The 18,893-nt window shown below is 58.6% G+C and carries 17 protein-coding genes; 6 read left to right on the forward strand and 11 right to left on the reverse strand.

Translation table 11 applies throughout. From position 1 onward, the window contains the following. The 5 genes from GFN93_RS13655 to tesB form a co-directional block, all read right to left on the reverse strand. Nucleotides 1–1,347: a Na(+)-translocating NADH-quinone reductase subunit A gene (locus GFN93_RS13655; RefSeq protein WP_153501581.1), complete on the reverse strand. Its 1,347-nt coding sequence runs from the start codon at nucleotides 1,345–1,347 to the stop codon at nucleotides 1–3. 2 nt (nucleotides 1,348–1,349) lie between these two features. Further along, nucleotides 1,350–1,625 carry a hypothetical protein gene (locus GFN93_RS13660; RefSeq protein ID WP_153501582.1) on the reverse strand — a complete coding sequence of 92 codons (276 nt, stop codon included), beginning with the start codon at nucleotides 1,623–1,625 and terminating at the stop codon, nucleotides 1,350–1,352. Nucleotides 1,626–1,634: 9 nt separating this feature from the next. Continuing rightward, a complete protein-coding gene (locus GFN93_RS13665; RefSeq protein ID WP_328594666.1) occupies nucleotides 1,635–3,074 on the reverse strand; it encodes a glyceraldehyde-3-phosphate dehydrogenase in 1,440 nt (479 codons plus the stop codon). Nucleotides 3,075–3,390: 316 nt separating this feature from the next. Next, nucleotides 3,391–3,975 (reverse strand): uracil-DNA glycosylase family protein, encoded by a 585-nt coding sequence (locus GFN93_RS13670; RefSeq protein WP_194285805.1) that lies wholly within the window; start codon nucleotides 3,973–3,975, stop codon nucleotides 3,391–3,393. Beyond that, entirely contained in the window at nucleotides 3,975–4,850 is an 876-nt protein-coding gene (tesB, locus tag GFN93_RS13675; RefSeq protein WP_153501584.1) for an acyl-CoA thioesterase II, read from the reverse strand. The genes GFN93_RS13670 and tesB overlap by 1 nt, the downstream gene beginning before the upstream one ends. A gap of 289 nt (nucleotides 4,851–5,139) precedes the next feature. Between tesB and mfd the strand changes: the two genes are divergently transcribed. The 6 genes from mfd (at nucleotide 5,140) to GFN93_RS13705 (ending at nucleotide 14,089) form a co-directional block, all read left to right on the forward strand. Beyond that, on the forward strand, nucleotides 5,140–8,610 hold the full coding sequence (gene mfd / locus GFN93_RS13680) for a transcription-repair coupling factor (RefSeq protein ID WP_153501585.1): 3,471 nt from the start codon (nucleotides 5,140–5,142) through the stop codon (nucleotides 8,608–8,610). Between the two features lie 265 nt (nucleotides 8,611–8,875). Beyond that, nucleotides 8,876–9,469, forward strand: a complete 594-nt coding sequence (locus GFN93_RS13685) for a CsiV family protein (protein ID WP_153501586.1) — start codon at nucleotides 8,876–8,878, stop codon at nucleotides 9,467–9,469. 243 nt (nucleotides 9,470–9,712) lie between these two features. Beyond that, nucleotides 9,713–10,753 (forward strand): Leu/Phe/Val dehydrogenase, encoded by a 1,041-nt coding sequence (locus GFN93_RS13690; RefSeq protein WP_153501587.1) that lies wholly within the window; start codon nucleotides 9,713–9,715, stop codon nucleotides 10,751–10,753. Nucleotides 10,754–10,763: 10 nt separating this feature from the next. Beyond that, nucleotides 10,764–11,834, forward strand: coding sequence for a pyruvate dehydrogenase (acetyl-transferring) E1 component subunit alpha (gene pdhA / locus GFN93_RS13695; protein WP_153501588.1), 1,071 nt, complete (start codon nucleotides 10,764–10,766; stop codon nucleotides 11,832–11,834). Next, the gene (locus GFN93_RS13700) at nucleotides 11,827–12,834 is read left to right on the forward strand and encodes an alpha-ketoacid dehydrogenase subunit beta (RefSeq protein ID WP_153501589.1); all 1,008 of its coding nucleotides are present in this window, start codon (nucleotides 11,827–11,829) and stop codon (nucleotides 12,832–12,834) included. Before pdhA ends, GFN93_RS13700 begins: the two co-directional genes overlap by 8 nt. Before the next feature lie 145 nt (nucleotides 12,835–12,979). Then, nucleotides 12,980–14,089: a dihydrolipoamide acetyltransferase family protein gene (locus GFN93_RS13705; protein WP_153501590.1), complete on the forward strand. Its 1,110-nt coding sequence runs from the start codon at nucleotides 12,980–12,982 to the stop codon at nucleotides 14,087–14,089. Here the strand turns inward: GFN93_RS13705 and GFN93_RS13710 are convergent. The 6 genes from GFN93_RS13710 to rnc form a co-directional block, all read right to left on the reverse strand. Continuing rightward, a complete protein-coding gene (locus tag GFN93_RS13710; RefSeq protein ID WP_153501591.1) occupies nucleotides 14,072–14,494 on the reverse strand; it encodes a GNAT family N-acetyltransferase in 423 nt (140 codons plus the stop codon). The two genes, GFN93_RS13705 and GFN93_RS13710, sit on opposite strands and share 18 nt — an antisense overlap. Before the next feature lie 64 nt (nucleotides 14,495–14,558). Continuing rightward, complete coding sequence (locus tag GFN93_RS13715) at nucleotides 14,559–15,278, reverse strand: YebC/PmpR family DNA-binding transcriptional regulator (protein WP_153501592.1); 720 nt, start codon at nucleotides 15,276–15,278, stop codon at nucleotides 14,559–14,561. A 439-nt stretch (nucleotides 15,279–15,717) separates the two neighbouring features. Continuing rightward, on the reverse strand, nucleotides 15,718–16,449 hold the full coding sequence (gene pdxJ / locus GFN93_RS13720) for a pyridoxine 5'-phosphate synthase (protein WP_153501593.1): 732 nt from the start codon (nucleotides 16,447–16,449) through the stop codon (nucleotides 15,718–15,720). A gap of 199 nt (nucleotides 16,450–16,648) precedes the next feature. Then, the gene (gene recO / locus GFN93_RS13725) at nucleotides 16,649–17,320 is read right to left on the reverse strand and encodes a DNA repair protein RecO (RefSeq protein ID WP_153501594.1); all 672 of its coding nucleotides are present in this window, start codon (nucleotides 17,318–17,320) and stop codon (nucleotides 16,649–16,651) included. After that, entirely contained in the window at nucleotides 17,307–18,221 is a 915-nt protein-coding gene (gene era, locus GFN93_RS13730) for a GTPase Era (protein ID WP_153501595.1), read from the reverse strand. The genes recO and era overlap by 14 nt, the downstream gene beginning before the upstream one ends. Continuing rightward, nucleotides 18,214–18,876 (reverse strand): ribonuclease III, encoded by a 663-nt coding sequence (gene rnc / locus GFN93_RS13735; protein WP_153502026.1) that lies wholly within the window; start codon nucleotides 18,874–18,876, stop codon nucleotides 18,214–18,216. The genes era and rnc overlap by 8 nt, the downstream gene beginning before the upstream one ends. Nucleotides 18,877–18,893: the final 17 nt, after the last annotated feature.

The following is an 18,893-nucleotide window of genomic DNA, read 5'->3' on the forward strand; positions in this document are numbered from 1 at the left end:
TCAGCCCTCCGCTTCAATGGTAGTGAGGTTGTCGCGCAGGATCGGACCGTATTCATACTTGCCAGGGCACACAAAGGTACACAGGGCCAGGTCTTCTTCCAGCAGCTCCAGAGCGCCTAGCGCCACCGCACTGTCAGTATCCCCAACGATCAGGGAACGCAGCAGCTGGGTGGGCAGGATATCCAGCGGCATTACTTCTTCATACGCCCCCACCGGCACCATGGCACGCTCGGAACCGTTGGTGGTGGTGGTGAAATTGAAGCGCTTGCCAGGCATCAGCTTGGACAGGTAGATATTCATCAGAGAGAAGCGATTGACGCCGGGGGAAATGTAACCCAGCAACTCACGCTCATGCCCCTCACGCAGGGCAGTCAGCTGATTGGCGGTACGGTTCAACCAGGCAAGAGGACCGCGGGCATTGTGGCCACTCAGCGCAGAGCCGGACACCAGACGGTTGTCACCGCTTTTCAGCTCACCCTGGGTGAAATCGTCCACGCTGGCGCCCACACGGGTACGCATAAGGCGCGGGGTCTTGGCCTGGGGGCCGCACAGGGCGACCACACGCTCACTGGAGATCTTGCCTTCGGTGAACAGCTTGCCAATGGCGATCACGTCCTGATAGCCCAGGGACCAAACGGCCTTGTTCATGCTGACCGGGTCCAGGAAATGGATCTGGGTACCCACATTGCCGGCCGGGTGCTTACCTGCGAAGGTTTCTTCGCGCACCTGACCGCCAGCGAAACTGGGCAGATCTGTCTTGGGACCGCGGCAGACCCATACAGGGCCGTCAGTGAGACGGCTCAGCACGGTGAGACCGGCACGAAAAGCCTGCTCGTTTTCCTTGATCACAACAGCCGGCTCCATGGCCAGCGGGTTGGTATCAAGAATGGAAACGAAGATGGAGTTCGGGGTGGAATCCAGCGCAGGCACCTTGCCGAAAGGACGAGTACGCAGCAGGGTCCACTCACCGGAATCTACCAGCTGTTGCTGAACAGCAGCCCGGTCGAGACCGGAGAGCTGGTCGGCGTTGTAAGAGGTAAAGGTGACTTCATCTTCCTGATCAGCCACTTCAATCACGACAGATTGAAGCACGCGCTTGTGGCCGCGATTGACCGCGATCACCTTGCCAGCTGCAGGAGCGGTGTATTTCACACCCTCGGTTTTCTTGTCTGAGAAGAGGACCTGGCCTTTTTTGACCACGTCGCCTTCGCGGACTTCCATAGTGGGCTTCATACCCACATAGTCACCGCCGAGCACGGCAACAGAACGAACCTGGTGACCTTCCTCAATCTCCTGGCGCGGTGCACCAGTGATGGGCAGATCCAGGCCCTTCCTGATTTTAATCATAGCTACTTGCCCACGTTGCGTGTTGCTGAAGTCGAGGCAAATCTCCAGAAATCACCCTGAAAACGGGCAATTGCCGGCGATTCACGCAAAATCCGGAATTTGCACTTGGGAGCCAGCCAGAGCTGGCGGCGCACATTATAAAGACGCGACAGGACATCCGCCAGAGGCTTGGCAACCGACTTTTGTCGCATCGCACCATTAAGGCGCGACCTCAGTGCACATTTTTGGCGCCTTTCGGCAACCCAAAAAAAACCCGCAGGTCTGCGGGCTTTTTTCATTGATCAGGATCAATCCTTCGGATACTGCGGGAATTCCACCCCGGAGATCTGCTGAAGGATACGAAGCACCTGACAGCTGTAGCCGAACTCGTTGTCGTACCACACGTACAGCACGCAATGACGCCCGTTGACTATGGTAGCCTCTGCATCGATGACGGAAGCGTGACGGGAGCCGACAAAATCGGTGGAAACGGCATCCGGGCTGCTCACGAAGTCCACCTGACGCTGCAGCGGAGAGTGCAGACTCACCCAGCGCAGGTACTCGTTCAGCTCTTCCAGGGTGGTTTCCTTCTCCAGAGTCAGGTTCAGGATCGCCATGGACACGTTCGGGGTAGGAACGCGGATGGAGTTACCGGTCAGCTTACCCGCCAGAGACGGCAGCGCCTTGGCAGCCGCAGTGGCTGCACCAGTTTCGGTCAGCACCATGTTCAGCGGCGCAGCACGACCACGACGCGGCCCCTTGTGGAAGTTATCCAGCAGGTTCTGGTCGTTGGTGTAGGAGTGAACGGTCTCAACGTGACCGAATTCGATACCGAACTTGTCTTCCAGCGCCTTGAGCGGGGGCACGATGGCATTGGTGGTACAGCTGGCAGCTGAAATGATCTTGTCGCTGTCTTCGATGATATTATTGTTCACACCGTGAACAATGTTTTTCATATCACCCTTGCCAGGCGCCGTCAGCATCACACGGGACACACCCGGGCGGTTGAGGTGCTGGGACAGACCTTCCACATCGCGCCACTTACCGGTGTTATCGATCACCACAGCATTATGGATGCCGTACTGGGTGTAATCGATGGTGTTCGGGTCGTTGGAGTAAATCACCTTGATGAAGTTACCGTTGGCGATAATCGCATTTTCTTCTTCATCAACGGCGATCGTACCGGCGAACGGGCCGTGAACGGAATCACGACGCAGCAGGCTGGCGCGCTTCTGAAGGTCACCCTTGCCAGACTCACGTACCACGATGGCTTTCAGGCGCAGGCCGTTGCCGGAACCGACTTTCTCGATCAGCAGACGAGCCAGAATACGGCCAATACGGCCGAAACCGTACAGGACGACATCCGTTGGCTCAGGCATGGCAGCTTTGTTGCTGACGGCTTCGGCCAGCTCGGCACGAACGTAGTCTTCAATCGACAGGCCACGGTTGTCTTTCTTGTACTCCACCGCCAGCTTGCCCACATCAACACGGCAAGGACCCAGGTCCAGCTTGGCCACTTCCTGCATGATCGGGAAAGTGTCCACCACGGACAGCTCGGTATCTTCGACCTGTTTGACGAAACGGTGTGCTTTCAGGATCTGGATAACAGACTTGTTGACCAGGGCGCGGCTGTAAACGGTGGTGGTCACGTTCTTTTCGCGCTGCAGGCGGCCGATGACCGGAATCATGCCCTCTGCAATTTCTTCGCGGTTTTTCCAGCGGCCGAAATGGTCTTCCAGTTTGCTCACGGAGATGCCCCTCTCAGTATGGGTTCAGGCGACGGAAACCGTTGAATGGCTCTGCAGGGCCCGGCTTCACTGGTCACCAGCGGTGGAGTTTGGGGCGCGGATAATACCGCCAAACGGCGCGTTTATCCACCCGGGAAGGGCCAGTTGGGAGTTGCAAGTTACAAGTTTCAAGAAGCAAGGCGCGGTCTGAGGCAAAACCAGCGTCCAGACCCTGCCCGCGCGCAAGCGACAATGCGCGAAAAAATGCCCATTGCGGGCTGCAACGGCCTTTATCCGCGTTGAAACTTGCAACTTGAAACTTGCTTCTCAGTGCCACCTATCCAGACAGTACCCTCCCCACCTGCTCCCGCAGCGCCGGCAGCACCTGCTCTTCAAACCAGGGACGCTGGCGCAACCACAGGCGATTGCGCGGGCTGGGGTGTGGCAAGGGGAAAAAGCCATGCTCAAGTGCCTGACAGTATTCCCGCACGTTATCGGTGAGGGTCTTTCCTGGCTCAGGCAGGTAATAGCGCTGGGCGTATTGGCCCACCAGCAGGGTCAGCCCCAGATTCGGCAGCTCCGCCAGCAGCCGCTCATGCCAGTGCGGGGCGCATTCAGGGCGTGGCGGCAGGTCACCGCCCTTCCCCCTGCCCGGATAACAGAAGCCCATGGGAATAATGGCAATGCGGTTCTCGTCATAGAAGGCGCCTCGGTCCAACTGCAGCCAGTCTCGAAGCCGGTCACCAGAGGGGTCATTCCACGGAATACCGGTTTCGTGTACCCGGGTGCCAGGCGCCTGCCCCACGATCAACAGGCGGGCACCCTCACCCGCCCGAACGACTGGCCTGGGGCCCAGAGGCAGATGCGCCTCACACAACCGGCAGGCACTCACTTCCTCCAGTAGCGCAGGCAGCCGCTTCATCAGGCCGGGCTGTCAGAGCGGTGCTGGCGAATCAGTCCCTCCTGGGCCACCGACGCCACCAAAGTACCATCCTGACGATAAATGGAGCCGAAGTTCATTCCCCTGGCACCACCGGCAAAGGGGCTGTCACTGCGATACAACAGCCATTCATCGATGCGGAAATCATTATGGAACCACATGGCGTGATCAATGCTGGCGCACTGGGTATTGGCCTGCCAGAAGTTCATGCCATGGGGGAGCATGGCGGTCCCCATCAGGCCAAAATCAGAACAGTAGGCCAATAAGGCCCGATGCAGTACCGGACTGGCATCCACGCGATCAATGACCTTGAACCAGACTTCCCTTACTGGCGCCTTGGGCTCTGAGGAAATTGGATCCAGCGGTGTCACCGGGCGGAATTCCACGGGTCGCTCGGTGAGAAAATCGTTGCGATATTGCTCAGGCAAACGTTCCACCAACTTCATACGAATAGCCTGATCGGTATCCAGCGTTTCCGGGGCCGGCACCTCGGGCATGGAAGCCTGATGGGAAGCCCCCTCTTCGATTACCTGGTAGGAGGCAGCCAGAGAAAAAATCGGCCGACCATGCTGGATGGCCTTCACCCGGCGGGTGGTAAAGCTCTTGCCGTCACGGATGCGCTCCACGTCGTAGACGATGGGCACATTGAAGTCTCCAGGGCGCAGAAAGTAGGCGTGCAGAGAATGTACCGGCCTCTCCTCCGGGACGGTGCGCGACGCCGCGAGCAATGCCTGACCAGCCACCAGCCCGCCAAATACACTGCGTTGACCATTGGCCTGGGTCTGCCCGCGGAACAGGTTGTCTTCCAGCTGTTCCAGGTCAAACAAGTGCAACAGCTCCTGAACCGGTGCTTTCATAATCGATCCTCAGCGCAAATCTTGAAATCAGACCACCATGGTAACGCCTCCGGGAACGCTTTGTTCAGTCATGCCGGGACGAAGTGAAAAAAAGGAAGTGACGAGTTGCGAGCAGCGAGTTGCGAAAAGCCAAACCCCAGGCGCACACGCCTCTATGCCTTTCGCAACTCGTAACTCGCTTCTCGCAACTCAGGATTCGCCTCCATGGCCCCTTGACGCCCACACCGCTACAATACGCCGCCTTACCCTCCAACCAATGCCTCCAGCAAACAGCAGGAACCGGGACGGAATGAAGTTACTCCCTGACAGCAATCTCTTCCCCAGTGGACGCGAACATTTCAAGGACTGGGCCGGCCTGGATACAGGTAGCATGGCCGCGGTACTGGCTGAGCTGGCACGCAGCGAGGAGCACCTGTTCGTGGTGCTCGCCCCTAATACCGGGCGCGCCCAGCAGATTGCCGACTCCCTGAGTTTCTATCTGGCCAGTAGCCCTGACAGTGTTGCTAACGCCACGGTCATGCTGTTCCCGGATTGGGAAACCCTGCCGTACGACCATTTCAGTCCCCATCAGGATATCGTCAGTGACCGGATTCGGGTTCTGCATCAGCTGCCCACCACCCACAAAGGGATCCTGGTGGTACCTGTTAATACGCTGATGCAACGCCTGGCCCCACCGCTGCATGTCACCGGCAACAGTTTCCTGCTCAAGGTCGGTGACATCTTTGATATGGAAGCTACCCGTGCCCGACTGGTGGCCTGCGGATACCGGCAACGGGACAATGTCTACGAGCACGGTGAGTTTGCCGTGCGTGGCGCCATCATGGATATCTACCCCATGGGCGCGCCGCAACCGTTCCGGATCGAGTTGTTCGATGACGAGATCGAGTCCCTGCGCTTATTCGAAGCGGAGAACCAGCGGTCCACCGGCAAAGTCGACCACATCACCCTGCTGCCTGCGGCTGAATTCCCGCTCAGTGCCGAGGGCATAGCCCGCTTTCGCAGTAATTTCCGCGACACGTTCGACGTGGATACCCGCCATGTGCCCCTCTACCAGGATGTAACGGATGGGCTCGCCGCCCCGGGGCTTGAGTATTACCTGCCACTGTTTTTCGAGCACATGGCCACCCTGTTCGACTATTTGCCCGACGACGTGCGACTGGTGGAGCTGGCAGGTTGTCAGCCTGCTATCGAGCACTTCTGGGACGATGTGGAGCAACGTTATGAATCCCGTCGCCATGATATTCACCGGCCCATTCTCGCCCCCTGGCAGCTTTATCTGCGACCGGAAGAACTGGGCGCCGCCCTCAAGCAACACCCGCGTGCACGTCAGAACGACAGTGACGCCGCCGTCCAGTTCGATGTCGCGCCCATGCCGGCGCTCACTGCTGATGTCCGCGCCAGCAACCCGCTGGCCTTGCTGCACACCTTTTCCGATGCGCACCCGGAAACCCGCATTCTGATCTGTGCTGAAACCGCCGGCCGCCGTGAAGCGTTGCTGGAGCTGATGCAAAAGATCCAGATCCAGCCGGTAATGAAAGACAACTGGCCGGACTTTATCGCCGATCCTGCCCGCTGGAGCCTGACCCGCGGCGAACTGGACGCCGGTTTCTACGCGCCGCAGCATCACCTTCTCGTCGTTACCGAAAATGACCTTTATGGCGAACGGGTATTGCAGCGGCGCCGACGCAAATCCAGTAGCGATGACGGGGCTGCCGAACAGGCATTTCGTTCCTTGGGCGAACTCACCGTCGGGTCCCCGGTGGTACACCTTGAACATGGGGTTGGCCGCTACCTGGGCCTGACCCACATGGAAGTGGACCGCCAGCAACATGAATTCCTGCTGCTCGAATATGCCGGTGGCGACAAGCTTTATGTGCCAGTGTCATCACTACATCTGATTAGCCGCTATGGTGGCGGCGACACGGCTCCGCTGAACAAACTCGGTACCGAGCAGTGGAGCAAGGCACGACAGAAAGCGGCTGAAAAGATCCACGATGTGGCTGCCGAATTGCTCAATACCTATGCCCGCCGCGAGGCCCGCGAAGGTCGCCAGTTCGATGTGGACATGAACGACTACGATCGCTTCAGTGCCGGCTTCCCGTTCGAGGAAACCCCGGATCAACAGGCCGCCATCGCAGCCGTGATCGCAGACATGCAGTCCAGCCAGCCCATGGATCGTCTGGTGTGTGGCGATGTGGGCTTCGGCAAGACTGAGGTGGCCATGCGCGCGGCCTTTGTTGCCGTTGAAAACCAGACTCAGGTCGCCGTGCTGGTGCCTACCACCCTCCTCGCCCAGCAGCACTACGAGTCCTTTACCGACCGGTTTGCCGACTGGCCGGTGAATATTGAAGTGCTGTCGCGCTTCAGGAGCGCCAAGGAAAAGACCCAGGTACTGCAGCGACTTCAGGAGGGCAAGGTGGATATTCTGGTGGGCACCCACCAGCTGCTTCAGGAAACCGTGGCCTTTGACAATCTGGGCCTGATCATCGTGGATGAGGAACACCGCTTTGGAGTACGCCACAAAGAGCGTCTCAAGCAGATGCGTGCCGAGTGTGACATCCTCACGCTCACCGCCACCCCGATTCCGCGAACACTCAACATGGCCATGAGCGGCATGCGCGATATTTCCATTATCGCCACCCCGCCGCAGAAACGCCTGTCGGTGAAAACCTTCGTGCAGCAGCACAACGACACCGCCATCAAGGAGGCGTTGCTTCGGGAACTGCTCCGCGGCGGTCAGGTGTACTACCTGCACAACGACATCGACACCATGGAAAAAACGGCGGAGAACATCCGCAAGCTGGTGCCTGATGCCCGCGTTGGCATTGCCCACGGGCAAATGCGCGAACGGGAACTGGAAGCGGTGATGAGCGACTTCTACCACCGCCGCTTCAATGTTCTCGTGTGTACCACCATCGTGGAAACCGGCATCGACGTGCCCAGCGCCAACACCATCGTCATCGACCGGGCCGACAAGCTGGGTCTGGCCCAGCTGCATCAGCTGCGCGGCCGTGTCGGCCGCAGCCATCACCAGGCCTACGCTTATCTCATTACCCCCAGCCCCAAGGTGATGACCAAGGATGCCCTCAAGCGCCTGGAAGCCATCGAGCAGGCCACCGATCTGGGCGCCGGCTTCATGCTGGCCAGCCAGGATCTGGAGATCCGTGGCGCCGGCGAACTGCTGGGCGAAGAGCAGCACGGCAATATCGAGACGATCGGTTTCAGCCTCTACATGGAGATGCTGGAACAGGCCGTGGAGGCACTGAAACGGGGCGAGCAGCCGGATGTGGAAAAACCACTCAGCGGCGGACCGGAACTGAACCTGCGCATTCCCGCCCTGATTCCGGAGGACTATCTGCCTGATGTGTTTGGCCGTCTGACCCTTTACAAGCGCATCGCCGGCTGCAAGACCCGAGACGGCCTGAAAGAGTTGCAGGTGGAAATGATTGATCGCTTTGGTCTGCTGCCGGAACCGGTGAAAAATCTGTTTGCCGTCACCGAACTACGCCAGCAAGCCGACCGGCTCGGCATCATCCGCCTGGATGCCCACGCCACCGGCGGTAAGCTGGAGTTTGGTGAACGCACCCCCGTGGACCCGCTCACCATCGTCAAACTGGTCCAGTCAGGTCCTAACCGTTTCAAACTGGAAGGGGCCAATATGTTGCGCTTTGTGGAAGGCAGTGAGACAGCGGAAGAACGGATCGGGGTGGTGGGCGAGCTGCTCAAGCGTTTGTCGGCGCAGAGTATCAAGAAGGACTGAGGAGCGAGCTGCAAGCTACAAGCTGCAACGCGAATCCCGGTGGGCCGTTAGACTGAAAGGCCCTCCCCGCGCAGCATGCCCGGTCGCGGGCACGGCCGGTCAACGCCAGCTAACCCCAAACCGCGCCTTGCAGCTTGCAGCTTGAAGCTCAACACCGTCACAATTTCCCCCTCCCGGCCGGTTTCCCCGGTGAATTGCCCGGCCAGAGTGGTATAGTCTGCATCGCTATCAACGCCTGATCGTCAGGCGGTAAAAGGAGTTTTTCATGCGTCGCGCAGTACTGCTGATGATTCTGGCCACAATGGCCAATTCCGCCTTGGCCGCTGGTTGGTACAAAGTGGAGGTGCTGGTTTTTGCCCGTAACTACCCTGTCTCCGATGAGATCTGGGATACCGGCCTGCAGCCCCGTTATGCCAGCCAGTCGGTCACCATCGGTGCACCTGAGCAGAGTGACTATGTCAGTGCCAATGCTGTCGCGCGAGGCGCCTGGCAACCCTTATCCGAAGAAGAAACTTCGCTGCAGTTTATGATGGAGCGCATGGCCAGCACCGGTGACTACCGCGAGCTTTACCATGCTGGCTGGCGCCAGCCCATCGGTAACAAATCTGACACCACGCCGGTGTATCTCAGTGGCGGTCGCAGCATCGTCACTGATGACGGCGCGGTCCCGGAACTGGAGGGCACCCTTCAGTTCAGCGAATCCCGCTTCGTTCATGTTTCGCCCCGCCTTTGGCTAAATACGGAAAGCAACGGCGAGCGTTTCTACGTCGACATCAGTCAGGGCCGTCGCCTGACCGGTAGCGATGTTTACTACTTCGACCACCCCATGTTCGGCATGCTGGTCCGGGTTGCCCAATAATAGCCGCCAGGGCTGGCAGCCCCTGCCAGCCTTATTCATTCCTCTGCATATCCAAACCCGCAATCTTTGCAGGGCGCAAACCCCGAAGTGTTATTCCCGCCGGGAAACCTGCCGCTTGTCAGAAAAACAAACTCGATACAGGCATCCGCTGAAAGGCAGCGTTAAGGTAAAAGTGTGCCCCTACCTGGGCTTAACCCACTTCCCTGACGGGCTTACCCTGTCCCAAGGGAAAGGAGCGTTGTCATGTTCGTTACCCTCGAACAGACCGACGTTGCCGAACTCCATCAGTTCCGGGATCCGGTAACCGGTCTTCGTGCCCTGATTGCTTTGCATTCCACCCGTTTGGGCCCCGCTCTCGGGGGCTGTCGCTTCCTCCCCTACCCTGATGAAAACGCCGCCGAGGTGGATGTCTGTCGCCTTGCCCGCGGCATGAGCTTCAAGGCAGCCATGGCAGGCCTGCCACTGGGTGGCGGCAAGGCGGTTATCATCGAACCCACCAAACCCTACGATCGGGCAGCCCTGTTTCAATCCTTTGGCCGAGCGGTGGAATCCCTTGGCGGGCGCTATATCACCGCCATGGATGCAGGGACAGAAATGGCTGACCTGGATCAGGTGGCTACCCGAACCGACCATGTGTGGGGGTATTCCGGTGATGGAATGGATCCCTCCCCCTTTACTGCACTGGGTGTCTATACCGCTCTGAAAGTGTCCTGCGAACGTCAACTCTACCGACAGGATCTCGCGGGGCTTCATGTGGCCATTCAGGGGCTGGGGCATGTAGGCAGGCGGCTGGCGATGATGCTTTCCTGGGCTGGTGCCCGGTTGACGGTGACTGATCTGGATGCTGAGCACGGACAAAAACTCGCTGCACGCCTCAAGGCCGAATTCGTTGCCCCGGACAAGATTTACGAAGTGCCCTGTGATGTCTTCATGCCCTGCGCCCTGGGCGGCATTCTCAATGCCGACACCATCGCGCGGCTGGATACACGCATGATCGTCGGAGCCGCCAATAACCAGTTGGCCAGCCTGGACGATGCCCGTTTCCTGCAGGAGCGACAGATCCTCTATACGCCGGATTACGTGAACAATGCCGGCGGCCTGATTGCCCTCACCCTGCATCACCAAAAGCTCGGCAACGAGCTGGTGCGGCGCAAGGTGAAAGCCATCGGACGAACCCTCAGGCATCTGCTCAATGATGCTGAACGTCTGCGGGTGTCTCCTGCGATCATGGCAGACAGGATCGCCGAGCAGCGACTGCATGATGCCCAGGAACGAGCGGCCTGAGGAGGATGCCATGTTTATTACTCAGCCCTCTGCCAGCCCCTACGCGCTTCACGAGCGCCTGGCTTCACTGGACAACAACAGCGACTGGTCCCGTCTGACGGACGCCTACCAGGCGATGGTACTGATCCGCTGTTTCGACAAGAAAGCGGTGAACCTGCAACGCACCGGACAGCTGGGGACCTACGCTTCCTGCCTGGGGGCAGAAGCCATCACCGTTGCGGCCGGGCTAGCCTTGCAGGCCAGTGACTATTTCGTGCCCTACTACCGGGATCACGCTACCCAGCACCTGCGTGGCGTCCCCCTGCACCAGATCCTGCAGTACTGGGGCGGTGACGAGCGTGGCAACGCCTTCCCTACAGGCACGCCTGCGGAACGCGACATGCCCAATTGTGTGCCCATTGCCAGCCAGCTCACCCACGCTGCGGGTATTGCTACCAAAGCCAAGCTCTGCCACGAATCCGCCGCCGTCCTCGCCACCTGCGGCGATGGCGCCACCTCCCGTGGAGACTTCTACGAAAGCCTCAATGTAGCCGGCGTATGGCAGCTGCCGATGGTACTGATGGTCAACAACAACCAGTGGGCCATTTCGGTGCCCGGCCAGCTTCAGACAGCCAGTAAATCCATCGCCCACAAAGCCGAAGCGGCCGGGATTGAGGGCATACGGGTGGATGGCAACGATCTTCCCGCCATGCTGGAAGTGCTGGACTACGCGCTTGCCAAAGCCCGTCATGGCAAGGGTGCCACGCTGGTGGAAGCCGTCAGCTACCGGCTGAGCGACCACACCACAGCGGATGACGCCAGCCGTTATCGCAAGGCCAGCGATCTACACCACGCCTGGCAACGGGAACCCGTGGCCCGGCTGCGCAAGGTACTGGTGGATCTGGGGCACTGGAATGCGGACCGGGAAAAGCAATGGCAGCAACAATGCCAGCAGGATGTAGACAAGGCCGTACAGACTTACCTCAACCAGCCACCACAGCCTGCCACTGACATGCTCGACTACCTGTACGACCAACTACCAGAGAGTCTGCAGAAACAGCGCGCTGCGCTGTCAGCACAATCAGGAGGCCATCATGCATAGCGCACAACAAGCACCGCAAAATGCCGTTCCCCTGAATCTGGTTGAAGCTATCAATCGGGCGCTGTTCCAGGCCATGCAAGAGGATGAAACCGTGGTTCTGTTAGGCGAGGACATCGCCACCAACGGCGGCGTCTTTCGCGCTACTGAAGGCCTCAAGGATCACTTTGGCTTGCGTCGGGTCATGGATACTCCGCTGGCAGAAAACCTTATCGCTGGCATGAGTGTGGGCATGGCCAGCCAGGGCCTGAAACCCGTGGCAGAGATACAGTTTATGGGCTTCATCTACGCTGCCCTTGAACAGCTGATCAGCCATGCCGCCCGCTTGCGCAACCGAACCCGAGGGCGTCTGCATTGCCCACTCGTTATCCGCGCCCCGTTTGGCGGTGGCATCCATGCCCCGGAACATCATAGTGAAAGCACTGAGGCCCTGTTTGCCCACATCCCCGGCCTGCGTGTGGTGGTGCCCTCCTCGCCTGCAAGAGCCTACGGGTTGCTCAGGGCCGCCATCGCCTGCCCGGACCCTGTGCTGTTCCTGGAACCCAAACGGCTCTACCGCCTGCAAAGGCTACCTGTGGATATCAGCGAAGAGCCGCTACCGTTGGATCGTTGCTTCACGTTGCGTGCAGGTGAAGACGTGAGCCTGATCAGCTGGGGGGCCATGATTCACGAAACGCTAAGTGCGGCGGATCAACTGGCAAGCGAGGGCATCAAGGCAGATGTCATCGATGTAGCCACCCTGAATCCGCTGGATCGGGACACGCTGATCGCAACCACCAGCAAGACCGGTCGGGTGGTCATCGTTCATGAAGCCCCCTTTACCGGTGGTTTCGGCGCGGAGATCGCCGCCACACTGGCCAGTCACGCGCTCATGCATCTGCGCGCGCCCATCGAAAGGGTCACCGGCTACGACAGCCCGATGCCCTATTTCAATCTGGAGCAGCAATATATGCCGAGCGTGGAACGGATCGTGGCGGCGGCGAAGCGGGTGATGGAGTATTGAAGGAGCAGTGACGAGTTACGAGAAGCGAGTTTCGAAAATCACATTTCTTTTGCCTTTCGAGACTAGATTCTCGTAACTCGGAACCCAGCGTTTGCCTGTGGCCAGTTGGCTGAAGAATGCCAGCGAGCGAGGAAGGAGCGATAAAATGCCTTATTTCACTCTGCCCGATCTGGGCGAAGGTTTGCAGGAAGCGGAAGTGGTGGAGTGGCACGTCAAGGAAGGCGACACCGTGAAGGTGGATGAACTGTTGCTAAGCGTGGAAACCGCCAAGGCTATCGTCGATATCCCCGCCCCGCGTGACGGCAAGGTCGCCACACTATTTGTTCACAACGGAGACCTGATCCACACCGGCGAACCGCTGCTGGCTTTCGAAGGTGAAGAAGGCACTGGCAGTCAGACCGTCGTCGGGAACCTGCAAAGCAAGGAAGATACCAATAACCCAGACCACTTTGTCGTCGGCGCCGTCGCAGGTTCAACAGCGACCGGCACCACACCCGCCATTCGTTCTCTTGCCAGGCATCTCGGCGTCAATCTGGAACAGCTGCGAGGCAGTGGACCGGCAGGCATCATTACCATTGAAGATGTTCAGCAACAGGCCAGTTTGAAACAAAGCCATGGGGACAGTACACCGCTGAAAGGTGTCGCCCGCAGCATGGCAAAGGCCATGGCCAGCGCCGGCCAGCAGGTAGTACCGGTGAGCCTGTTCGATCAAGTCAGCGTCAGCCACTGGACCACCAACACCGACATCACCCTGCGCCTGATCCGCGCAATTGTCGCCGGCTGCAGGGCAGAGCCTGCCGTGAACGCCTGGTTCGATGGTGAACGACTCAGTATGCGGGTGGTGGAAAAAGTGGACCTCGGCATTGCCGTGGATACGCCGGATGGGCTTTTTGTACCGGTACTCCGTGATGTGACCAACCGGGAGCCAGCCGATCTGCGCGATGGGCTCAATCGGCTCCGTAGGGACGTGGAAAAACGCAAGATCCCCGCCAAGGAGCTGCAGGGAGCCACTCTCACCCTGAGCAATTTCGGCACTTTGGGTGGCCGCTTCGCGACCCCCGTGGTCGTACCGCCTCAGGTGGCCATTGTGGGAGCGGGTAAACGTTTCATCCAACCGGGAATAAAAAATGGAGAAGTGTTCGAGGACGTGCAGTTACCGGTAAGCCTCACCTTTGACCATCGGGCATTGAATGGTGGGCAAGCTGCCCGATTCCTGGCAGCCATACTCGCCGATCTTTCAGCCAGCGTTCCCTAGGAAGGCACCCGGTTCCAGTACCCAGCAGCGTTCACTATGGGAATAACCCAGGGGGCTGTAGTAGTCCGCCGCACCTGGCGCGGCAATCAGGATCAGCTTGCACCGGGGGCCCAGCTGCTGCTGCGTTAACGCCTGCAGCTTTTTGCCAATCCCCATTTTCTGGTAGCCCTTGTGCACCGCCAGATCAGAGAGATAACAGGCATAGTGGAAATCGGTTACACAGCGGGAAATACCCACCAGGGTATCCCCCTCCCAGGCCGACACTGTCAGGTTGGAGTTGCTGATCATTCCCGCCATGCAGGCGCGATCGTCCACCGGACGCCGCTCCCCCAGGGTAGACGCGTTCAATAACTCGATGAACTGATCAGCAGTCACCGGGGCATTTACCCGATACTCAATGGCCATCCTGGCTCAGCCCCCCGACTTTCCCGTATTGGTGACGGAATAAAGCCGCCCGGTAGTTTCAATGCTAGTCCAGTTCCACGTTGTGATAGACGTTCTGCACGTCATCCAGGTCGTTCAGCATGGCAAGGAATTTATCGAACAACTCACGATCATCGCCTTCCACCGTCGTGTAGGCGTGTGGAATGAACTGAATCTCTTCCACTTCGAAATCAATGCCGTCAAACGCTTCCGTCAATGCTTGGCGCGCCTTGGCGAACTCGGTGTTGGGCGTGAACACAGTGATCATGCCGTCTTCACATTCCACATCTGTCACATCCACATCCGCTTCCATCAGCGCTTCCAGCACGGCGTCTTCATCATCGCCGGCGAAACGGAAAATGGCGGCATGGTCGAACATGTGAGCGACGGTACCCTGAGTGCCAATCTTGCACTTGGTCTTGGTGAAGGCCACCCGCACATCGCCGAAGGTCCGATTGGGGTTGTCGGTCAGGCACTCGATGATGGCCATGGAGCCGCCAGGACCGTAGCCCTCGTAGCGGGCCGGGGCGAAATCTTCCCCACCCGCGCCGCTGGCCTTGTCCAGTGCTTTCTCAATCACATGGGAAGGTACCTGATCCTTCTTGGCGCGCTCAATCATGCTGCGCAGTGCCAGATTGGCTGATGGGTCCGTCCCCCCGGACTTGGCACAGACATAAATCTCACGGCCGTAGCGGCTATACACCTTGGCTTTCATGTCCGAGGTCTTGGCCATGGATTCTTTGCGGTTCTGAAAGGCGCGCCCCATAGTGCTGCTGCTCCGAATATGAAATTAAAGGGTGGATTTTAGGCGAAAATTGCCGATTTACCTATGCCATAAATCCACAAACTCGGTTCTACCAAACCGTTACCGTTCCTTGTTCCAGGGTTTTCTGTCAGCCGTTCCGCATAGCGGCCTTGTGCCTCATCCTGACGGAAACAATGATCGATAAGGCTCCGCATTTGCATACCTTTATTGTTAAGGATGCGGAATTCGCTACAGATGAGGTCTATCTGGGCCTGCAAAGGTCGTGTCTTCCTGAAATTCGGGCCCCGTGACCAGCAAGCCGACGAGCGCTACTCACAGAAACCGGAAAAGGTTGAAGGGTTGCCAATATGGAGAACACCTGACGGTTGATGCCCGGCGGCTGACAAAAAAGCCTCCGCCAGCTCTCGGCAACGGAAGCCTCTTTATCGGGCTACTCACCTCAGGCGTTCAGACTATCCATCAGTTCCCGCATGTCCTTCACGGCCTGATGCAAGCCGCTGATTACCGCCCGGGCGATAATACCGTGGCCGATATTCAGTTCGTTCATGCCGGGAATTTCCGCGATGGGCAGAGTGTTGTGGTAGTGCAGGCCGTGGCCAGCGTTGACCACCAGACCCAGCTCCAACGCCAGTGCAGTGGCTTCACGGATCCGCAGCAGCTCCTTTTGCTGTTCCTCAGGCGTTTCCGCATCCGCGTAGTGACCAGTATGAATCTCAATGGTCGGAGCACCGCATTCACTCGCTGCACGGATCTGGGCCGGGTCTGCATCGATAAAGAGGGATACATCAATGCCAGCCTCCCCAAGCGCCTTGCAGCACTGGGCAATCCAGGCCTGGTTGCCCACCACATCCAACCCACCCTCTGTGGTCAGCTCTTCACGCTTCTCCGGCACCAGACAGCAGTGCGCAGGCTTGATGCGGGTGGCGATAGCGACCATTTCTTCCGTAGCCGCCATTTCCAGGTTCATGCGGGTCTGCAGGGTCTGCGCCAGCAACTCCACATCGCGGTCATTAATGTGGCGGCGGTCCTCACGCAAGTGCACGGTAATGCCGTCTGCCCCTGCCTGTTCCGCCACCAGCGCCGCCTGAACCGGCTCCGGGTATCGGGTTCCTCTTGCCTGGCGCAGGGTGGCAACGTGATCAATATTAACGCCGAGGAGGACTCTGGACATGTTTTTCACCTGGTTGAGAAGTCTCGCTTGCCGGTCGGGATAGTTCGCCGAACAGCCTTTGATTCAAAGTTTAAAGTTCAAAGTTGAAAAGCGCGAGCTACGATCGAGAATCGGGCAGTCGACGCTGCGTTAAGACATGCCATCGCGTGGAAAGCGTTTCAAGTTACAACAGCGTTGAATGCGCGTTTGAACTTTGAGCTCATTTTTCCCGGAACAACTCGCGACTCTTCAAAGGTCTGTCACCGAGATGGGGTGCCAGCAGTGCCCGGCAGATCTGCCTTGCCGCTTTCCTTACGCTGGGCTGCCAGTCTCCGTTAAGCATGGCCAGGAGGTCAGCGCCGGCATATCCACTACCCGCAGACACCAGCCCCTGCTCTGGGTCCAGCTGATAAAAGAGCGCTGAGCTGATTGGGTCACCCTGAATATCATCGCTTAGCGAGATACCGTAACCCATCTCTTCCAGCAGCCCCATTTCAAATTGTCTGAGCACCACATCCAGCATCTCACCGTGGCTCAGGGCCGTCAGGGTTTGCTCATACAGAGGCCACAGATCAGGATGAGGATCATCACGATGCAGCAAACGGGTCAGCAGTTCATTGACGTAAAAACCGCAGTAAAGCGCTTTGCCATCAAGCCTGAGGGAGGAAGCGCGGGGCTCACAGCCGCGCAGTGAATACAGCTCGCCGCCTTTCTTCAATTCAACCAGTAACGGGCGGAACGGCGCCAGAGAGGGGTCCTTGCGCCCTCCCCTGACCACAGCCCCTACCCGACCGAGACGAGGCACAAAGAGTTCGACGATCAGACTGGTGTTACGAAAAGGGCGTCGGTGCAACAACCAGGCCGGTTGCAGATCCTGTTCAGCGCGGCTCATCGTAGCCGAGTGAACGCAGGGCACGGGCGTCATCAGACCAGCCGGCCTTGATCTTCACCCACAAGTTGAGCATGACACGGCGATCAATCAAGCGCTCAATATCTTCCCGGGCCTGGGTGCCTATCTGCTTGATCCGCTCACCTTTGTCGCCAATGAGAATCTTCTTCTGTCCGCGCCGCTCCACCAAAATCGCTGCCGAAATGTCCGTCACACGAGGGCCATCTTCCCACAACTCCACTTCCACACTGACCTGGTGCGGCACCTCCTGCCCCAGCTGGCGAACCACTTTCTCACGGATAATTTCAGCGGCCATGAAGCGGAGACTACGATCAGTGAGCTGGTCCTCGTCGTACCAGAAATCGCCCTCCGGAAGACGTTCAACCAGCGCTTTTTCCAATTGCTCCAGGTTCTGCTCTTTGAGCGCAGACACCGGGATCACCGCATCAAAGGGATAACGGGCACTCAAGCTCTCGATGTAGGGCAGTAGCTCACCCTTGTCTTCCAGGTTGTCTACCTTGTTGATGATCAGCAGCACCGGCACTTCGGGGTTGGTTGGCAGCAGGGATAGTACGTGCTCATCCCCGGGAGTCCACTTCAGGCCATCCACCATCATGCACACCACATCAACGCCACTCAGGGTAGAGACAGCAGCATCGTTCATGGCGCGGTTGAGTGCGCGCTCCTGGCCGGTATGAATTCCGGGGGTGTCGGCAAACACAATCTGATAATGATCGCGGGTGTGAATACCATGGATCCGGTGGCGGGTAGTCTGCGGCTTGCGGGACGTGATACTGACCTTCTGACCAATCAGATGGTTCATGAGTGTCGACTTGCCCACATTGGGGCGCCCGACGATGGAGACCATGCCGCAACGGGTTGGGGTATCCAGTTGATCAGTCATACTGCTGCTCCAGCCAGGTCAACGCCTCTGCTGCCGCCTGCTGCTCTGCCTTGCGACGGCTGGCCCCCTGGGCCACGAAGGTTTGTTGCATCTGCTCCAGTTCGCAACTCACATCAAAGGTCTGCTTGGGCGCCAGCCCCTGCACCTTGGTGACTTGATACACCGGAAGTTCAAATTTGCGGGCTTGCAGCCATTCCTGCAAGCGTGTCTTGGCATCTTTCTGGGCGTTCTGTGGCGTAATGGCGTCAAGCCTGTCGGCGAACCAGCCAAGTACCACCCGACGGCAGGCCTCTTCGCCCCCATCGAGCAACATGGCGCCAATGATCGCTTCAAGGGCATCCGCCAGGATTGAATCACGGCGGTAACCACCACTTTTCAGCTCGCCACCACCGAGGAGAAGATGTTCTCCCAGGCCCAGCTCCCGACCGACCTGGGCCAGCGTCTGCCCACGCACCAGAGACGCACGCATACGAGTGAGCTGGCCTTCTGCGGCATCAGGGAACTGTTCGAATAGAGCAACCGATATTATTTGACCGAGCTGGGCATCGCCCAGAAACTCAAGCCGCTCGTAGTTGCGATTGCGGCTGACACTGCGGTGAGTCAGTGCCAGCGCAAGCAGATCTTCATCATTGAAGTGATACCCCAGGCGGGGCATCAGGCGGTCCAGGTTTT

It is taken from the genome of Alcanivorax sediminis (assembly GCF_009601165.1).
Lineage (GTDB): Bacteria > Pseudomonadota > Gammaproteobacteria > Pseudomonadales > Alcanivoracaceae > Alcanivorax > Alcanivorax sediminis.